The 16880-nt window shown below is 41.5% G+C and carries 20 protein-coding genes; 13 read left to right on the top strand and 7 right to left on the bottom strand.

Features of this window, described 5'->3' with window-relative positions:
- From DFO72_RS18130 to DFO72_RS18115, 4 genes are all read left to right on the top strand, one after another.
- Positions 1-597, top strand: a complete 597-nt coding sequence (locus tag DFO72_RS18130) for an ECF transporter S component (RefSeq protein ID WP_113883457.1) — start codon at positions 1-3, stop codon at positions 595-597.
- Complete coding sequence (locus DFO72_RS18125) at positions 581-2281, top strand: ABC transporter ATP-binding protein (protein WP_113883458.1); 1701 nt, start codon at positions 581-583, stop codon at positions 2279-2281. The genes DFO72_RS18130 and DFO72_RS18125 overlap by 17 nt, the downstream gene beginning before the upstream one ends.
- A complete protein-coding gene (locus tag DFO72_RS18120) occupies positions 2268-3047 on the top strand; it encodes an energy-coupling factor transporter transmembrane component T family protein (RefSeq protein WP_113883459.1) in 780 nt (259 codons plus the stop codon). Before DFO72_RS18125 ends, DFO72_RS18120 begins: the two co-directional genes overlap by 14 nt.
- A 220-nt stretch (positions 3048-3267) precedes the next feature.
- Positions 3268-3468 carry an alpha/beta-type small acid-soluble spore protein gene (locus DFO72_RS18115; RefSeq protein WP_009331452.1) on the top strand — a complete coding sequence of 67 codons (201 nt, stop codon included), beginning with the start codon at positions 3268-3270 and terminating at the stop codon, positions 3466-3468.
- A gap of 73 nt (positions 3469-3541) precedes the next feature.
- On the opposite strand, the gene DFO72_RS18110 is transcribed toward DFO72_RS18115, so the two are convergent.
- The 3 genes from DFO72_RS18110 to DFO72_RS18100 all read right to left on the bottom strand — a co-directional run bounded on the left by DFO72_RS18110 (position 3542) and on the right by DFO72_RS18100 (position 5802).
- Positions 3542-4066 (bottom strand): D-glycero-alpha-D-manno-heptose-1,7-bisphosphate 7-phosphatase, encoded by a 525-nt coding sequence (locus DFO72_RS18110; protein WP_113883460.1) that lies wholly within the window; start codon positions 4064-4066, stop codon positions 3542-3544.
- Positions 4067-4197: 131 nt separating this feature from the next.
- The gene (locus DFO72_RS18105; RefSeq protein WP_113883461.1) at positions 4198-4548 is read right to left on the bottom strand and encodes a YlbF family regulator; all 351 of its coding nucleotides are present in this window, start codon (positions 4546-4548) and stop codon (positions 4198-4200) included.
- A 108-nt stretch (positions 4549-4656) separates the two neighbouring features.
- A complete protein-coding gene (locus tag DFO72_RS18100; protein WP_113883462.1) occupies positions 4657-5802 on the bottom strand; it encodes a DUF445 domain-containing protein in 1146 nt (381 codons plus the stop codon).
- A gap of 224 nt (positions 5803-6026) precedes the next feature.
- Between DFO72_RS18100 and DFO72_RS18095 the strand changes: the two genes are divergently transcribed.
- From DFO72_RS18095 to DFO72_RS18080, 4 genes are read left to right on the top strand one after another with little or no spacing between them, the layout of a single operon-like run.
- Positions 6027-7442 carry a YheC/YheD family protein gene (locus DFO72_RS18095; RefSeq protein WP_113883463.1) on the top strand — a complete coding sequence of 472 codons (1416 nt, stop codon included), beginning with the start codon at positions 6027-6029 and terminating at the stop codon, positions 7440-7442.
- Positions 7402-8505 (top strand): YheC/YheD family protein, encoded by a 1104-nt coding sequence (locus DFO72_RS18090; protein WP_113883464.1) that lies wholly within the window; start codon positions 7402-7404, stop codon positions 8503-8505. Before DFO72_RS18095 ends, DFO72_RS18090 begins: the two co-directional genes overlap by 41 nt.
- The gene (locus tag DFO72_RS18085) at positions 8483-9847 is read left to right on the top strand and encodes a YheC/YheD family protein (RefSeq protein WP_113883465.1); all 1365 of its coding nucleotides are present in this window, start codon (positions 8483-8485) and stop codon (positions 9845-9847) included. The genes DFO72_RS18090 and DFO72_RS18085 overlap by 23 nt, the downstream gene beginning before the upstream one ends.
- Positions 9844-11043 carry a YheC/YheD family protein gene (locus DFO72_RS18080; protein ID WP_113883466.1) on the top strand — a complete coding sequence of 400 codons (1200 nt, stop codon included), beginning with the start codon at positions 9844-9846 and terminating at the stop codon, positions 11041-11043. The genes DFO72_RS18085 and DFO72_RS18080 overlap by 4 nt, the downstream gene beginning before the upstream one ends.
- A gap of 57 nt (positions 11044-11100) precedes the next feature.
- On the opposite strand, the gene DFO72_RS29575 is transcribed toward DFO72_RS18080, so the two are convergent.
- Positions 11101-11274, bottom strand: coding sequence for a hypothetical protein (locus DFO72_RS29575; protein ID WP_166672517.1), 174 nt, complete (start codon positions 11272-11274; stop codon positions 11101-11103).
- 96 nt (positions 11275-11370) lie between these two features.
- Between DFO72_RS29575 and DFO72_RS18075 the strand changes: the two genes are divergently transcribed.
- Both DFO72_RS18075 and DFO72_RS18070 read left to right on the top strand, forming a co-directional pair.
- On the top strand, positions 11371-11577 hold the full coding sequence (locus DFO72_RS18075) for a YheE family protein (protein WP_113883467.1): 207 nt from the start codon (positions 11371-11373) through the stop codon (positions 11575-11577).
- Positions 11578-11667: 90 nt separating this feature from the next.
- Positions 11668-11853, top strand: a complete 186-nt coding sequence (locus tag DFO72_RS18070) for a hypothetical protein (RefSeq protein ID WP_113883468.1) — start codon at positions 11668-11670, stop codon at positions 11851-11853.
- Between the two features lie 115 nt (positions 11854-11968).
- On the opposite strand, the gene DFO72_RS18065 is transcribed toward DFO72_RS18070, so the two are convergent.
- Entirely contained in the window at positions 11969-12229 is a 261-nt protein-coding gene (locus tag DFO72_RS18065; protein ID WP_113883469.1) for a metal-sensitive transcriptional regulator, read from the bottom strand.
- A gap of 128 nt (positions 12230-12357) precedes the next feature.
- Between DFO72_RS18065 and DFO72_RS18060 the strand changes: the two genes are divergently transcribed.
- Complete coding sequence (locus tag DFO72_RS18060) at positions 12358-13251, top strand: PucR family transcriptional regulator (RefSeq protein ID WP_113883470.1); 894 nt, start codon at positions 12358-12360, stop codon at positions 13249-13251.
- 113 nt (positions 13252-13364) lie between these two features.
- A complete protein-coding gene (locus DFO72_RS18055; RefSeq protein ID WP_113883471.1) occupies positions 13365-14474 on the top strand; it encodes an ABC transporter ATP-binding protein in 1110 nt (369 codons plus the stop codon).
- 108 nt (positions 14475-14582) lie between these two features.
- Here DFO72_RS18055 and DFO72_RS18050 read toward each other — a convergent pair whose 3' ends face one another.
- Entirely contained in the window at positions 14583-14825 is a 243-nt protein-coding gene (locus DFO72_RS18050) for a hypothetical protein (protein ID WP_113883472.1), read from the bottom strand.
- Positions 14826-15119: 294 nt separating this feature from the next.
- Here DFO72_RS18050 and DFO72_RS18045 point away from each other — a divergent pair, with 294 nt between their 5' ends.
- A complete protein-coding gene (locus DFO72_RS18045; protein WP_035326833.1) occupies positions 15120-15338 on the top strand; it encodes an alpha/beta-type small acid-soluble spore protein in 219 nt (72 codons plus the stop codon).
- A gap of 67 nt (positions 15339-15405) precedes the next feature.
- Here the strand turns inward: DFO72_RS18045 and fumC are convergent, their stop codons facing one another.
- Positions 15406-16788 carry a class II fumarate hydratase gene (gene fumC / locus DFO72_RS18040; RefSeq protein ID WP_113883473.1) on the bottom strand — a complete coding sequence of 461 codons (1383 nt, stop codon included), beginning with the start codon at positions 16786-16788 and terminating at the stop codon, positions 15406-15408.
- Positions 16789-16880: the final 92 nt, after the last annotated feature.

Genomic DNA, 16880 nt, shown 5'->3' with positions numbered 1-16880 from the left:
ATGCTAGAAAAATGGAAGCTTCGTGAGGTCATTGTCCTGTCTGTACTCGCTGTTGTGTTTGCAGTTGTATACCTGGTGTTCATGCAATTTGGCAACGTGTTATATGGGATGTTTGGCTTAATTGGCTATGATCTGATTTTTGGCATTTGGTTTATTGTTTCAATCATCTCAGCGTATATAATCAGAAAACCCGGAGCAGCCTTTTTATCGGAAACCATCGCAGCAGCCATTGAAGTCATGATTGGCAATGCAGTAGGCCCTCGCCTGATTCTTTCAGGCATGATTCAGGGGATTGGAGCAGAAGCTGTTTTTGCGGCAGCAAAATGGAACAACTACCGGACATGGGTTTTAATTGCTGCCGGCATGGGCTCTTCTGTTACAAGCTTTATTTGGGGCTATTTCATTTCCGGCTATGCAGCCCTATCACCCGATTATGTTACTGCGATGTTTTTTGTGAGACTAATTAGCGGTGCTTTGCTTGCTGGATTGCTAGGGAAATGGCTGAGTGAGAGTCTTGCTAAAACGGGGGCATTAAACAGCTTTCCTATCGGAAAAGAGCTGAGAAGGGAAAAATCCCAAAATGGCATTACATCATAACCAGCCTTTATTAATAACTGAACAGCTTTCCTTCCGGCATGAAGAAGTGAAGAATCCTGTTTTTAAGAATGTGAATTTCAGCCTTTACCCAGGGGAAGCTGTTCTATTATTAGGCCCCAGCGGCTGCGGAAAAAGCACGCTTGCTTTCTGCTTAAATAAATTATATCCGGAAGCCGTTGATGGCGAACTGAATGGCACCATTTCTTTCAAAGGAAAGATTCTGGATGAATTCCGGCCAGGTGAAATTAATCAACACATCGGCATTGTGTTTCAGGATCCGGAAAGCCAGTTTTGCATGCCAACAGTTGAAGAAGAGCTGGCATTTGGCCTTGAGAATATGAAAACACCTCCTGAAGAAATTGAGAGCAAGATAGATGAAGCACTGGAACTTGTTCATCTTCTGTCATTTAAGCATGCCTTAATACATACCCTTTCGGGGGGACAAAAGCAAAAACTTGCACTTGCATGTGTATTGTCATTAAATCCGGATATCCTGATTTTGGATGAGCCGACAGCAAATCTTGACCCGGCTTCAAGCTATGAACTTACCCGCATCATCAAAGAGCTTAAAGAGGAGCAATCCTTTTCCCTTCTAATAATTGAGCACAAGCTGGATGATTGGATTGATTTGACCGACCGCTGCGTGGTGCTAAACCGGGATGGAGAAACTTTATTTAATGGAAGCACTGCAGACTGCTTTAATAAATATGCAGAAGAACTTACGCTTGAGGGTATCTGGCTGCCAAGCGCAGTAAGAGCAGGCCTATTAGGAAAAAAAGCAGGGATTTACAAAGGGGAAAATCTTCCGTTAACTGATCGGGAATTAATTGATGGATTTGTAAATCCCTATACTGCACTTCAGATTTTAGATAACAGGAAGACAATACATCAAGTCTCTGAAGAGCCGGTCATCCTATCGGCAGAGAATCTTTCTTTTCATAAGGATGGGAAGGATTTGCTTAAAAATATTAGTTTTTCAGTTAATAAGGGTGAATTTGTGGCAATAGCCGGTTCAAATGGATCTGGAAAAACAACGCTTTCCAGACTGCTGACAGGATTATATGCTCCATCCAAAGGCAACATCCTTTTTTATGATCGCTCCCTTTCCCAATGGAAGGAGCAGGAGTTAAGACTAAAATTAGGATACGTTTTTCAGAATCCCGAACACCAATTTATTGCAGATTCTGTTTATGAGGAAATCGCCTTCAGTCTGAGAATACAGCGAATGACAGATGCCGAAATACAAAAAATGGTTGAAGATGTTCTGCATCAAGTGAACTTGCTCCAGCACGCTGACATGCATCCTTTTTCCTTAAGTCAGGGACAAAAGCGGCGGCTAAGTGTTGCATCGATGCTGGTGAATGAACAGGATATGCTGCTCCTTGATGAACCAACATTTGGACAGGATGCCAGGACCTCGGCGGAGCTTATGGCGCTTTTGGAAACAAAGATCCATAGCGGAGGCTCCGTGGTAATGATCACTCATGACATGGAAATCCTGCATTCCTATGCCGATAAAGTGATTGTCCTTTCAGAAGGAGAGAAGATTTACGAGGGATTGCCTGATTCATTATGGAAGGAACATGAGATTATGAAAATGGCTTCTCTAAAGGTTCCTTACACAGAAAAACTCAGGAACAAACTTGATGCCATGGATGGGAGGAACAAGTTTGCTCTTACATGAATTTAACCCAAGCATAAAAGCTCTGACTGTGATTGTCTGTGTATTGATTTTGTCCCTTTTCTTTGACCCGGTTACTCCTTTTCTGACCTTAGTGGTGACTGCAGGGGCCACCTTTATTTTTGGTAAGGTTTCATTCAAAAGATGGATTTTACTTTTCTCGCCGTTTATCTTCATGGCTATAATATATATTTGGTCAGCTCTGATTTTTTCAAAGACTATTGAAGGAGAGACCATCCTATGGACATGGGGAATCTTCACATTGACTGAGGAGGGCTTTCAGCGTGCCCTATCTCTTGGCATGAGGGTTTTAAGTTTTACCTCGCTGTCCCTTCTGTTCATTTTAACCACAAAGCCGACAGAATTCCTGCTCAGTCTTATGCAGCAATGCCGGCTCTCTCCAAAGCTTGCATATGGAATCATGGCAGGCTATCGGTTTCTGCCATTAATGAAAGATGAATTTGAGATTATCAGAAGCGCCCACCGGATCAGGGGAATCCCCAAAGCCCGGACACTTTCTGAAAAAATCGCAGAACTTAAGAGGTATTCAGTTCCTCTCCTTGCCGGAGCGATCCGTAAAGCAGAGAGGACAGCAATGGCAATGGAATCAAAAGGGTTCACCGGAGATAGAAACCGGGATTTCTATCAAAAAATCTCTGTTTCCTGGAAGGATTGGGCATATTTCGCCTTTTTTATAGGAGCAGTGCTGGCAAGTGCCTATATTTCATGGCTATTCGGTTTTCTGCAGCTTTACAATGGCGAACTTTAGAAATTCATGTGCGGATGGAGGAAATTTATGTGCGGATAAGGTTTTTTCTGTGCGCTAATGCCCAAATTATATGCGCATAGCTGATTTCAAGTTAAATACACATTAGAGTCAGTCGAAAATTACCTTAATTTACCATATACACCTATGAATAAATCTTATTTTCTCTCCTAAAGCTATGAGTGTAACAATCAAGAAAACTACACCAAAGGAGATGATTTACATGGCAAGAAACAGCAATTCTAATCAGCTTTTAGTATCAGGAGTCAGCCAGGCAATTGATCAAATGAAGTATGAAATCGCAACAGAATTCGGTGTGAACCTTGGTCCGGAAACATCTTCAAGAGCAAATGGATCAGTAGGCGGAGAAATCACAAAGCGCCTGGTGCAAATGGCTGAGCAGCAGCTTGGCGGAGCACGCTAGTCCTTCCACGCAATCATAGTAAAATAAAATGCCGCTTCCAGACAATCCTGGAAGCGGTTTTTTTACTACTCCTCTATTTAAGCATTTGCAAAATATCTTCCACTGCCTCAAAAAGTGAAGAGGCCTGGATATCTGCACTAGTTGGATCAGAGCCGATGAAAACAGTTTTACAGCCAGCCTTCTTGCCTGCCTCAATGTCCCGCTCGTGATCACCTACCATAATGCTCTTAGCCAGATCAAGATGGTGCCTTTCCGCCAATTCCACCAGCATGCCTGCATTTGGCTTGCGGCATTCGCACCCTGCTTTCGGTTTATGAGGGCAATAGGCCACCTCTTTAATATGACCGCCTTTTTCTGCAACAAGCTCCTGCAGCCTTTCATGGATTCTCCTTAGCTCTCTTTCTTTCAAAAAACCGAGTCCCACGCCGCCCTGATTGGTCACAACAAAAATTTCATATCCAGCTTGGGTCAGCTCTGCCACAGCTTCTGCTGCTCCTTCAAGTAAATATAACTGCTCAGGCTTGTTAACGAATTTCACCCTATCTGATAAAACCTCGTTCAAAACGCCGTCCCGGTCCAGAAAAATAGCTTTTTTCAATTTACTGCCCCTTCCTTTAAATCAATATCTATCATAAAGGTACCCAAACCTCGTTCAGTTTAATATAGGAAGATGCTTATTCTTATAAAAAAAACCCCCGAAATCAATTCCGGGAGTATTCCAATACTGATTTATTCAACTGCACCATAAAGCTCTTCAAGAGGCTTCATGATGATTTTGTTCATTTCTGCAATCATCATGCTCATGCGCTGTTCTGCTTCCATAAGCTTTGAGATTTGGGCGTGCTGCTGTACAAGTGCGACTGTCTTTTGTGCCTGCTCTACTTCTTCCTGTGTAATATCCTGGCCCATCATTTGTTTTTGCTGAAGTTCCATCTGGATTTTGCGGAAGTTATCAAACATTGCTTTGGCAGACGGATCTGCATTTACATCATCGTATGCTTGTTTTAGAGCCTTATATTCATCGCTTTCCCGCACCGCTTTTTCTAATTCATAGGCTGAATCATATAAATTTACTGCCATAAAAAAACACTCCTTCCAATTCTCGTTCAGTAAGGAAAATTCATCTTCCCCATTTTGAACATCCACTACACTATAACAAACTATGACAGTAAACGCGAGGCGATGCCCTTAATTAATCAATATGGCTATGAATCCTTGAATGAGCCCGATAATCCCCCCAAGGAGGACCCCTAAATTAGTAATCATTTTTAACTCGCTTTTTATTATGGAAAAGACCATTTCTTCCAGTCGTTCCACCGAAAAATTGCTGACCTGTTCACGGACAATTTCGGCGAGACGAAGTCTTTCCATGAACATTTCAGTTTTTTCTGAAAGCCAATCAGAAAGCATTTGAACACTTTTAGGAGCCACTTCATCTATTAATACTGTCCTATAAGGGGCCATAAAAGATGAAATAGGCGTTTTAAATAAATTCTCCAGATTAATGACCTTATGGGCAATATTCTTTAATACTGAAAGAATCTGTTCTTTTTCAAGCTGCTCTTCAATAACTGCAGTGTCCATTTCAAGAACTTTATCCCACTCTCTTTGTAAAAGAGCAGTAATCAGATCGGATGTTCCCTCATTACTTAAAAACTTTATGATTTCCGGCTGAATTTTATCTGCAATATTGATGTTCCCCATGAACATCTGCAGCATGTTGCTCAGCATGCCGCTGCGTTCACGGACAAAATCATCTGCCATTCTTTGTATTCTTAATTTCCCTTCAATGCTGGAAAAATAATCAATCCCTTTTTGAAGGATCGTTGAACTGATTGCCGGGATTTTTTCATCCATTTTATCTAAAAGAGCCTGAGGAATAACATCTTTAAGGGGCCGGCTCCGATATTCACTAATGATTTTTTCATATTTCTGCTCAATTAATAAGTTAATGCGGTTTTCTGCTTTCGCTTGCCCATCCGCGATTCCAAACGCTTCAAGTATGTCCTCTGCTGATTTTTTCGACAGCAGGATAGTCTCAAGCTCTTTTTGAACCAGCCCAGTCATATCACTCCGAAATTGAGCATTGATGAACTTTTTCTTGATGCTTTCTGGTGTCAAAAGATGATTAACAACAAGCTTGCCCATCTGATCAGCCATTTCATCCCTTCGTTTAGGAATCAGCCCCGGGGTAAATGGAACCTTCCATTTACCTATGTAAACGGCTTTATAAGGTTTAAAGAGCATTTTAATAGCCAGGTAATTAGTAAACCCGCCAATGAGAGCCCCAATTAACATCATTAAAATTATTGTCATTGCAATTTCCATACTCATCTCTACCTTCCTTAAGTTACAAGCGCCTCTCTAGACGCACCATTTTATTGCCCAGAACATACGATATGGCATCAGCTTTTGCCTATTTTTTCATTATACAGTGAAAACTTCATCAATGGGAGTTTTGCACTTCCTGCCGCAGGTTAAAATCAGCAATCAATTTGTATACAGCATGCGGATTTTTAGAAAAGGCTCAAATAAAGATTAACAAATGAGGAATGATCATGTCAGTTTCTTTATTGCCTATTACGATTGTTCCGGTAAAAATGTTTCAGGAAAATCAATTTCGCATTCAAATTAGCCACTCTCTCGTCCATTACTGGAATATTGATTTGCAAATGCCCCATTTGCTGCAAATCGGCAAGCACACCATTCAGATAACCATTGAAGGAGCAAACATTACGAAAGATGAGCTTGGTTTCAGTGAGCCGCTTCTACAGGAATGCTGCTTGCCAATTGAAGATCTCCATTTTGTTGCCAGTTACTCCCGAAAGGACCTTACTATTACTGCCGGACCGATTATAGGGCTGATGACAGATTTCAATGATAATGGCGAAGAGCCTGACTTTCGCTCTATTCATTCATTTTGCGAAGAATTGCATGAAGTTGTTTCAAATATGGGGGGATATTTTTATGTGTTTCACTTTAGGGATTTTATTAAAGGCAGTCTGCAAGGATACTGCCTTCAGGATAGAAAATGGATAAAACATCCGGTTCCTTTGCCGAGTGTAATCTATAACCGGATTCACTCCCGAATGCTTGAAGCAAGTACCGCTTTTCAATCATTTAAAAACAACCTTATAAAATTTAATATCCCAGTGTTTAATGACCGTTTTCTATCAAAAAAGGAAGTTCATAACCTGCTATTTTCTGAGGATCATATGCAGCCATATCTGCCTGATACGGCCATAGGAGATGAACAAACCATTATAGATATGCTGGCCAGACACAGACTATTATTCCTAAAGCCCATTCACGGCAGCCAGGGCCGGAATATTATCAGGCTGAGTTTAAACGGCGAAGAAATAATGGCAGAACTATCGACCGGAAACGGCAGGGAGAATACAATCACTTTCAAAAATTATACCCGCTTTGTACAGTGGTTCCAGCAATACCAAAAGAAAACCATTTTTCTGGCACAGCAGGCCATCCCTCTGCAAACCTTTAAAAACAGGCAACTTGATTTCCGTGTGCTCTGCCACAAAAATTTTCAGGATATCTGGAAAGCCACTTCTGCAGTCGCTAGGATTTCTGCTGAGCAGCAATTTGTTTCAAACATTGCCAGAGGCGGGGAAATCATGAAACCTCTAAGAATTTTCTCGATGCTGTCTGATCAGAAAACAGCGGTTCAGCAGCTGGCCTTATTGAAGGAGCTTGCAGTTGAAACAGCAACGATCATCAGCCAGAAATGCGAAGGGCTTGTCGGAGAACTCGGAATTGATATTGGTTTAGATACAAATGGAAAACTATGGATCATCGAAGTGAATTCTAAGCCCTCCAAAAATTTCGAAGACAAAGAAAAAAGAGTAAGACCCTCAGCCAAGGCACTGATCGAATATGCAACGGCTTTATCATTCATCCATAAAGGAGGATTACAGCATGCTTTCATTCGGAATCATGACATTGAACAAACGGAGTGAACAGCCATATTTTATGGAGTTGGCCAGAAGAGCTAATGAATATAACATTAACTGCTTCCGGTTTGTGCCTTCAGAGATCAATCCTATTACAGAAAGAATTACAGGTGATTTCTATAACCCTGCTTCAGGCGGATGGGAGCCAGCAGAATTTACAGCGCCCGAAATCCTTTATGATCGCTGTTTTTACGGAAATGATTCCCACTCAAAACAATGCATGTCCATCGTAAATTGGCTCAAGGCAAGAAATGACATCCAATTCCTTGGCTACGGCTTGCCTAATAAGCTTGAATTGTATGAAATCCTCTCCTGCACAAATATTTCACCCTATTTGCTAAAAACAGAACCCTATACTGACGCTGACCGGTTCTTAGACAGCCTCCTGCCTGATCATCCCCTCATCTTAAAACCAGCTAGCGGTTCACAGGGGCACGGAATCTATTATATTGAGAAAACTGGCAAAAACATTCTTGTTAAAACTGATAAAAAAAACGCTCAGGTTTCCCACAGCTTTGAAAGCGCTGAAAAAGCAGCAGGCTGGCTTAATAACCTGACGGCAAAACGGCGGTACCTCTTCCAGCCATATGTGAATCTATCGAGCAAGGAAGAAAAGCCCTTTGATATAAGGATTTTGCTTCAAAAGGACAGGAATGGCACCTGGAGGGAGCTGGGCCGGGGCATTCGGGCAGGCAGAAATGGCGGCATCGTGTCCAATTTAAGCACGGGCGGCAGCAATATTTCTTTCGAGGACTGGATTACTGAATACCCATCTTCATTGAGGAGTTTTCTTTGCGATGAGCTTTATGACATTATCGATACACTCCCCGCTGCGCTTGAACGAAAGCTTCCTCCGCTATTTGAAATGGGAATTGATATTGGAGTGGAAAACAACGGCTCCATTTGGATTTTGGATATTAACTCAAAACCAGGCAGAAAAACCATCCTGAACAGCCAGCCTGAAAAGAAGGAAGAATTATATACTGCTCCCCTTCACTATGCCAAGTTCCTGGCAGCCGATAAGGAATTGGAAAGGAGAACGAATCATGAGAAAACAATATCAAATTGAAATTTCCAATTCTGCCTCCAAAACAGTTTATATTCCTAATGAGCTTAACCTTCATACTCATTTGACGAAACTGGCTTTTGGCACACATTCGACAGATGCCGTTTTCTTACTTCAGAAAACAAAGAAAAACTCCATCATTATAAGTAAAGATATGGCAGATGCGCTGCATTTCCCTGATCTCAAAATTCCTTTGCATGCCTTTGCCAATAAGGGGACACTGTACCTCGGCCCCCTTGTAGGAATCTTCACATCAGGATTTACCTCTTTTCCTTTAAGACCAGTCGGGGATCGGACTCTGTTTTTTGCCAAATTGCTTTCTGTCAAAAAAACGGTTGGAGCAATTCCGTATTTGTTCGGTGACCAGCATATCAACTGGGAACAAGGAACAATCAGGGGGCTTTTTTATCATGAGGAAGGATGGGAAACGTTTGATGTGCCTTTTCCGAATGTTGTATATGATCGGCTACCCAATAGAAAAAGCGAAAGAAGGAACGAACTTAAAGAAGTACGGGACCGCCTGCAGAAAGACTATTTAATTCCCTGGTATAATCCTGGTTTCTTTAATAAATTGGATGTTTATGAAAGACTGCAGAACGATGATGATATTAGTCACTACCTGCCGGAAACCCACCCTTTTTCTTCATTTTCTGTCATTGAAAGAATGCTCGCTGATTATGGGCATGTTTTCCTAAAACCGATTAATGGAAGCCTGGGGCTTGGGATTCATCAAATTATTTATGATAAAAAGGATGGGCATTATTATTGCCGATATAGAGTTCGGGATGAAAACCGTTTGAGAAAGTTTAACAGTCTGGAAAACCTGATGGGGAATATTTTTGCAGGACGGAGTTTAAGCCGGATGCTTGTTCAGCAGGGAATCCGCTTGCTCCGCCATGAACAGAGGACAATTGATTTCAGGATTCATACGAATAAAGATGAAAATGGGGAATGGAATGTAACAGCTTCAGCTGCAAAAATGGCGGGGCCCGGCAGTGTTACAACCCATGTTAAAAGCGGCGGTGAAATCAAAACCCTGGAAGAATTGTTTGAATCCGATGCTGAAAAAGCAGAAGCAGTGGAAAAGTTGAGTAAGGCGGCATTAAAAATCAGCAAAGCCCTGGAACGGAACATGGAAGGAATCATTGGTGAAATCGGCTTTGACTTTGGCTTGGACCGAAATGGCCATGTGTGGCTTTTCGAAGCAAACTCGAAGCCTGGCAGATCTATATTTAAACACCCTCAGCTCCGGGAGTTCGACTTTCTTACCCGCAAGCTTTCGCTTGCATTTGCAGTCTTCCTTGCCGAAGCATCCATTATGAAACCCCAGGAAATAATCAGATGAGGATTTATTATAACTGGGCCAGCAGGAAATGGTTCAGCAGCACCAGCTGTACACTGGGAAGGGATCCTCATCCTCTAAGCACCATTGGGCCGAAGGCGGAACTAAATTCGATTTCCTTTTCATTGTCAATGCAAAACGATAATGCAGGACCGGTGATAGGCATTCTGACCGGAAAAGGAAAGGACCAGTCTATCGCAGGCAATGGCCCTTTATTTAAGTCACTGCAGAAAAACTTACTTCAGCAAAATGGGGTTTCCTATGTATTTACGGCAGACGACCTGAGGGAGAATTCAGTGAATGGCTATATTTATTTTCCCCAGCAGGATAAATGGATTGAGGCAAAATGCCCTCTTCCGCATCTTGTCTACAACAGGGTGCCTTTCCGGAAAATTGAAAAAACTGAAGCCTTTCATAAAGCGAGCCGTTTTTTTAAGGAGCATAATATTCCATTTTTCAACCCGGGTTTTCTGGACAAATTGGAAGTTTTCCAGCTATTTAAGGACCATCCCCCGTTGCAGGAGTATATTCCTGCAACCATTCTTGTCTCCAGTCCAAAAGAGCTTAAGGATTTTATCCGCAAATATAATAATATCTACTTAAAGCCCGCAAACGGGTCCAAGGGCAAAGGGATTTACCATTTAAGCCAGCTGGGAAATGGAATACGATTGAACGGCCTGCACAATTCATTCAGTTTCACTGATTATGAAAATTTCTGGAACCAATGGGGTATTCTTCTGACGAATAAATCTTATTTAGCACAAAAAGCGATCAGCCCTGCCTTAAAGGAAGGCAAGCGATTTGATTTTAGAATTCTGGCCCATTTCAGAGAAGGCAACTATTCTGTTACAGGGATTGGCATCAGGCAGTCTAAGAAACAGGATATTACAACACACATACCGAATGGCGGGGTAATGATTCCATATGAAAGTGTCCGTACGAAAGAACATGATGAGTTTATTCATACTGCAGCAGCCGAGGCAGGAAAGCTCCTTGAGAAGACGAAAGGTTTTTATGGGGAATACTCTATTGATGCAGGATTAACTGACCAGGGCACTTATGTGATTTATGAAATAAATTCCAAACCCATGAGTTTTGATGAAGTTTGGATAGAAGAAAAAAGAATTGAAGAACTGACCCGCTTATTTTTCTCGCTGGCGGGCTTCTCTCACACCAATAAAAATAGCCGTACACCATAGTGTGCACGGCTATTTTTATGCGATTTTTTACAAGTTCCATCCAAAACCGCAAAAGGATTAATAAGTCGTTACAGGGCTTTTCGCTGTCTTCATTTTATCTTTTTTAGAGGCACTTCCGGCGAATGACTTAAACTGGTCTTTAAGCTTTTGGCGTGCCTCCGTGTTTCTCATTAAATAAGCTGCTCCAAGTGCCATGGCTGACATCATAAATTTATTGTTTCTTTTCATCATCTTTGCCTCCTTTTAATGTTAAAATGTTTCTACATCTATTCCATTCCCCTTTTCAGGAACATTAAACGGGATATTACAACATCTGGAGGAATCCTAATGCTGACACACTTTCAGTTCAAACCTTTATATGAAAATAAACAATTGCCGGGATGGACATTTTCTTTTTACTTTAAAAAGCAAAAAATGACTGGCATCTATCATCCTGACGGTAAAATTGAATGGACATCCGGAGACCCTGCTGGTCAGGAGGATGACCTGAAATCCCAAATCCATGAATTAATGTTATTTCATGTGTATGAATGAGAAAAAAGTTAGAGGATCCATGCATGACCCTAAGGTTCTTTTGGAAAAATAATCCCGCCAGGATATTTCATTTAAAGGAGCGATTCAAACATGGATAAGAAACGCCAGGTTTCAGAGGACGTGAACTATGAAGGCAGGGACAAAGCTTATATGGATATAGACAGAATCATAAACGAAGGTCTGTCTGGAGGCTCCGTTCATGGACGCGGTGATGATGTTAATATTGAACAGGCTAGGGAACTGCATGAGGAAGAACCTCCAGATGAAGCAGAATAATATTAAGAGGCACCTTAATTCAGGTGCCTCTTATAAAGATTAAACTGTAATAATTTTGAATTAGATAACTGTCTAGCTCCAGGCGCCGATAAGCTGGCGCCTGGAGCTTTTCTAATCATCTGCTTTTTACAATCATATTCACTGCTTCCTGGATTGCATTCTCCGCATTTTTGCCTTCGTCAGCAGCTTCCCGAATACATGTCTCCAGATTTTTAGCTACAATATATCCCATTGCACGGTCAACTGCAGAACGGACAGCAGATAATTGTGTTACAACATCCTTGCAGTGTTTTTCTTCTTCCATCATTCGGATAACACCCCGCACCTGCCCTTCCAGCCTCTTCAAGCGGTTTTTCATTTCCGGTGTATATTCCATGAGTCTCCCCCCTTACACTCTCAATTTACTTTATAGAAACAATCACAGATTAAGTTAATTTTTTCAATTAAATTATAACTGCTATAATATAAGAAACACAAAAATTTATCAAACTAAAGGGTAATGATATGTTAAAAAAATTACATGACCAATATCCGGGCTCTCTGCTTGAAAATGAAAAACCTGATTTTAGCTTTTACTCTGATATGTACTGGCTTCATCATGAAGATTCAGGTCAATGGCTTGGCATCCCATCTCAAGAGGTATCTTCAGACGGTCTGATGCTCTTAAAAACTTTATTTGAATTCCATGACTGCTCCATACACCATGCTCCCGCTTCTCAGGCCTGGTTTCAATACCTATTTTCCAATGGAGAATTTCCATCATTAGCAAAAGATGTTCCGTACAGGCTTATTCAATTTAAGATGTCTGAAGGAGATTGGATACGCGAGGATATGGAAGCTGCTTTTAAAGGTTTTTTTGAAAAGGACATTATGATTTTATGGAACGGGCCAGCTGGAGGAGTCATTGTTGAGGAAGCTAACGCCCCTCTTGCCGAAGAAGAATTCATTGCTATTTCCAATGCTTTTGAAAGCGATTTTTTTGTAAAAACAGCCTTTTACATCGGCATTCCGAACAGGCTGGATGCACATTTGCGCAATTATTTTAAAGAAGAACAGCGTTTTTTTGAGCAAGCCTCCTCTTTGCTTCCAGCCGAAAAGGTGCTGAAATACGAAACGCTGTTTCCATCTCTTGTCACCGGAAGTCTGGATGCAACTTTAAAAAACAGCCTGCTTTCACGCCTTTCTTTACTCCAAGAAGACCCAGAACTTCTGCACACCATAAAAATTTTTTTACAGAATAGCTCCAACGTTTCATTAACTGCGAAAAAATTGTATGTCCACCGCAATACGCTGCAATACAGGCTGGATAAATTCACAGATAAAACCGGCATTCAATTAAAAGATTTCAACAGTGCCCTGACTGTTTATTTAGCTTGTTTGCTTGTTGAACAGAAATGATTGAGCACATTGCATAAAAACGCTTTCAGCTTTTTTGTGCAGTTTGGCCATATGGGAAAACCCAAATATCCATTAAACTGTTATTAAGAAAAGAATATTGGGAGGTTACCCTGATGGCAGAATTAAAACTCGATAATATTTATAAAGTTTATGACAATAAAGTAACGGCAGTAGAGGATTTTAACCTTCATATACAGGATAAAGAATTTATCGTATTTGTCGGTCCTTCCGGCTGCGGTAAATCAACAACTCTCCGTATGATTGCAGGCCTTGAGGAAATTTCAAAAGGCGACTTCTATATCGATGAAAAGCGTGTCAACGATGTCCCTCCAAAAGATCGTGATATTGCAATGGTTTTCCAGAACTATGCACTTTATCCGCATATGTCTGTGTATGATAACATGGCTTTCGGCCTTAAGCTTCGTAAATTTCCCAAAGACGAAATCGACCGCCGTGTAAAGGAAGCTGCTAAAATTCTTGGTCTGGAGCCTTATCTTGACCGCAAACCTAAAGCACTGTCAGGCGGTCAGCGGCAGCGTGTAGCCTTGGGCCGTGCGATTGTCCGTGATGCAAAGGTATTCCTGATGGACGAACCTTTATCAAATCTTGATGCAAAGCTGCGTGTTCAAATGCGTGCAGAAATTGCCAAACTTCATCAGCGTCTTCAAACTACAACCATCTATGTAACCCATGACCAGACAGAGGCCATGACAATGGCTACCCGCCTGGTTGTTATGAAAGATGGAGTAATCCAGCAGGTTGGCGCACCGAAAGAAGTTTATGAGAAGCCTGAAAACGTATTTGTAGGCGGATTTATTGGTTCACCTGCCATGAACTTCTTTAACGGAAGGCTTGAAGACGGAAAGTTTGTCATTGGCAAAACCCAGATTGCCGTCCCAGAGGGTAAAATGAAGGTTCTTCGTGATCAAGGTTATACTGGCAAAGACATTGTCCTTGGCATTCGCCCAGAAGACATTCATGATGAGCCAGTATTTATTGATGCTTCTGCCGGTTCTAAAATCAATGCCCGCATTGACGTTTCAGAACTGACTGGTGCTGAAACAATGATTTACTCAAGCATCGAAGGACAGGATTTTGTTGCACGCGTGGATTCCCGCACAGATATTAAGCCAGGCCAAAACCTTGAGCTTGCTTTCGATATGAATAAAGCGCATTTCTTTGATGCAAACTCCGAAAGAAGAATTCGCTCTGAAAAAGAATAATATTGAAGCCCCGTCGATGACGGGGTTTTTTAATACTGCCTGGCTCCAGCGCCTGCCCCTTCGAGGTCACAAACTTGTCTAATTGCGGCTCAGCTTTTCTTTTCCATTCTATTCTTTTATAAACTTTACTGAATCCTGACCGCATGATGGACACTTGAGCAAATGCGGACATTCTTCCCTTTGATAATCCTGGGGATAGCCATCTTCCATTTTCATCTGGTCGATTGGCATATAGGCACTGTAATCATCGTAAAAATCCATTACTCTTCCACTGTCCTCCATACTGCTTCCACAGGAGCTGCAGGTTGCGTCCAGTTTCTCAAACCCGTTGCAGACAGGGCATATCGCCATTTCCAATCCTCTCACTTTCGTTAACTTAGCTGATATTTAATATGGTTTGTTTTTTTAAGCTTCGTTATGTAAAACTCCTAATCAGAAAGTCTTTTCAGGAAAAAATTCCCGATTTGCTAAAAGAATAAACTTTTATAAATCAAACATAATAGAGAGTAACAAAGCGGCATCAAGCACCAGCAAAATAAACGATGGGTTACGCCAGGCAGTGGAGCAGGACATAATCCTTGCGCTGGTGCAATTCCAGCTAACCCAACCAAAAAACCAACACTTATATTTCGAGGAGGAAATCACATGAACAACCAATCATCTAGCAGAAGCAATTCCTCAAACCAATTACTAGTACCAGGAGTAGCACAAGCACTTGATCAAATGAAGTACGAAATCGCTACTGAATTTGGTGTAAACCTTGGTGCAGAAACAACTTCTCGCGCTAACGGATCTGTTGGCGGAGAAATCACAAAACGCCTTGTACAAATGGCTGAACAACAGCTTGGCGGCGGTTCTTTCTAATAAAGCAAGATAACAATTGAATAAATTGGCTTTGGCCCTCCTTTCTGAAAGGAGGGCCATTTAATATTTAGATCATTTTTTCGGGTACAACCCAATTCTCATATTGTTCTTCAGTAATATAGCCTGTTTTTAATGCTGCTTCTTTCAATGTTGAATTCTCACTGAATGCGAGTTTTGCTATTTCCGCTGCTTTTTCATAGCCGATATGCGGATTAAGTGCCGTTACAAGCATTAGCGACCTCTCAACATGGCCATTAATCACTTCTTTATTAGCTTCCAGTCCCATCATGCAATTTTCATTGAAAGAGGCCATTCCATCTGCAAGAATTCTGATGCTTTGAAGAAGATTATAGATAATAACAGGCTTGAACACATTCAATTCGAAATTCCCCTGACTGGCAGCAAATCCAATCGAGGCATCATTTCCAAAGACCTGGCAAACCACCATCGTAAGGGCTTCACTCTGTGTCGGATTTACTTTGCCAGGCATGATTGAACTGCCAGGTTCATTTGCTGGTATCGACAATTCCCCAATTCCGCTGCGCGGCCCGCTCGCGAGCCAGCGGACATCATTCGCGATTTTCATTAAATCTGCCGCAAGCCCCTTCAATGTGCCATGAACATGGACAATTTCATTATGGCTGGTCAGGGCCTGAAATTTATTCTCAGAAGATCTGAATGAATAGCCTGTAAGTCTGGATATTTCGTTTGCCATTTCAGATCCAAATGACTTATCTGCATTAATGCCTGTACCCACTGCTGTACCGCCAATGGCTAAGTCAAGCAGGTACTGCTTTGCATCCGTCAGCATTTTTTCGTTCTTTTCAAGCATTGCACGCCAGCCGCTGATCTCCTGGCCCAATGTAAGGGGAGTTGCATCCTGTAAATGGGTCCTGCCTATTTTCACGATTGTATTAAAGGCCCCCTCTTTCAATTTGACTGTGTTTATTAAATCCTTTAATGATGGAAGCAGTTTTTCTTCCATCTCGGTATAGCCCGCGATATGCATGGCAGTCGGAAATGTATCATTCGAGCTTTGAGACATATTGACATCATCATTTGGATGAACTTTAATTTCTTGCTGACCCTTCTTTTCCAGGAATTCGTTTGCTTTTTTCGCCACAACCTCATTTACATTCATATTTGATTGTGTGCCACTCCCTGTCTGCCAGACAGCCAGCGGAAAATGATTGTCAAACTTATGATCAAGAATTTCATCACAGGCCCTTGTGATGGCATCCTTTTTGTCATCAGACAGTTTCCCAAGTTTATTGTTGACCACTGCAGCTGAACGCTTTACCTTTGCAAAAGCATAAATTACTTCCATCGGCATTTTTTCAATGCCGATTTTAAAATTATCCTTGCTCCGCTGCGTTTGGGCTCCCCAATATTTATCCGCAGGCACCTTTACTTCTCCAAGTGTATCCTTTTCAATTCTGAAATCAGCCAAATTTCATACCTCCTTAAATTAACACTATGATTCATATTTATTCTTTTCCCTTATTTCCAAACTTTAATGATAAAAATTGGAATTAAAAAACT

Origin of the sequence: Cytobacillus oceanisediminis, assembly GCF_004366035.1 — a bacterium.
Taxonomy (GTDB): domain Bacteria; phylum Bacillota; class Bacilli; order Bacillales; family Cytobacillaceae; genus Cytobacillus; species Cytobacillus oceanisediminis_C.
This window is presented reverse-complemented; position numbering and strand designations above follow the sequence as displayed.

Bases quoted from the DNA above. Each gene is read 5' to 3' on its own strand.
- DFO72_RS18130 (WP_113883457.1), top strand. From the start codon at position 1: ATGCTAGAAAAATGGAAGCTTCGTGAGGTCATTGTCCTGTCTGTACTC.
- DFO72_RS18125 (WP_113883458.1), top strand. From the start codon at position 581: ATGGCATTACATCATAACCAGCCTTTATTAATAACTGAACAGCTTTCC.
- DFO72_RS18115 (WP_009331452.1), top strand. From the start codon at position 3,268: ATGGCAAGAAACAGCAATTCTAATCAGCTTTTAGTATCAGGAGTCAGC.
- DFO72_RS18105 (WP_113883461.1), bottom strand. From the start codon at position 4,548: ATGGCAGTAAATTTATATGATTCAGCCTATGAATTAGAAAAAGCGGTG.
- DFO72_RS18100 (WP_113883462.1), bottom strand. From the start codon at position 5,802: ATGAGTATGGAAATTGCAATGACAATAATTTTAATGATGTTAATTGGG.
- DFO72_RS18095 (WP_113883463.1), top strand. From the start codon at position 6,027: ATGTCAGTTTCTTTATTGCCTATTACGATTGTTCCGGTAAAAATGTTT.
- DFO72_RS18090 (WP_113883464.1), top strand. From the start codon at position 7,402: ATGCTTTCATTCGGAATCATGACATTGAACAAACGGAGTGAACAGCCA.
- DFO72_RS18085 (WP_113883465.1), top strand. From the start codon at position 8,483: ATGAGAAAACAATATCAAATTGAAATTTCCAATTCTGCCTCCAAAACA.
- DFO72_RS18080 (WP_113883466.1), top strand. From the start codon at position 9,844: ATGAGGATTTATTATAACTGGGCCAGCAGGAAATGGTTCAGCAGCACC.
- DFO72_RS29575 (WP_166672517.1), bottom strand. From the start codon at position 11,274: ATGATGAAAAGAAACAATAAATTTATGATGTCAGCCATGGCACTTGGA.
- DFO72_RS18075 (WP_113883467.1), top strand. From the start codon at position 11,371: ATGCTGACACACTTTCAGTTCAAACCTTTATATGAAAATAAACAATTG.
- DFO72_RS18070 (WP_113883468.1), top strand. From the start codon at position 11,668: ATGGATAAGAAACGCCAGGTTTCAGAGGACGTGAACTATGAAGGCAGG.
- DFO72_RS18065 (WP_113883469.1), bottom strand. From the start codon at position 12,229: ATGGAATATACACCGGAAATGAAAAACCGCTTGAAGAGGCTGGAAGGG.
- DFO72_RS18060 (WP_113883470.1), top strand. From the start codon at position 12,358: ATGTTAAAAAAATTACATGACCAATATCCGGGCTCTCTGCTTGAAAAT.
- DFO72_RS18055 (WP_113883471.1), top strand. From the start codon at position 13,365: ATGGCAGAATTAAAACTCGATAATATTTATAAAGTTTATGACAATAAA.
- DFO72_RS18050 (WP_113883472.1), bottom strand. From the start codon at position 14,825: ATGGCGATATGCCCTGTCTGCAACGGGTTTGAGAAACTGGACGCAACC.
- DFO72_RS18045 (WP_035326833.1), top strand. From the start codon at position 15,120: ATGAACAACCAATCATCTAGCAGAAGCAATTCCTCAAACCAATTACTA.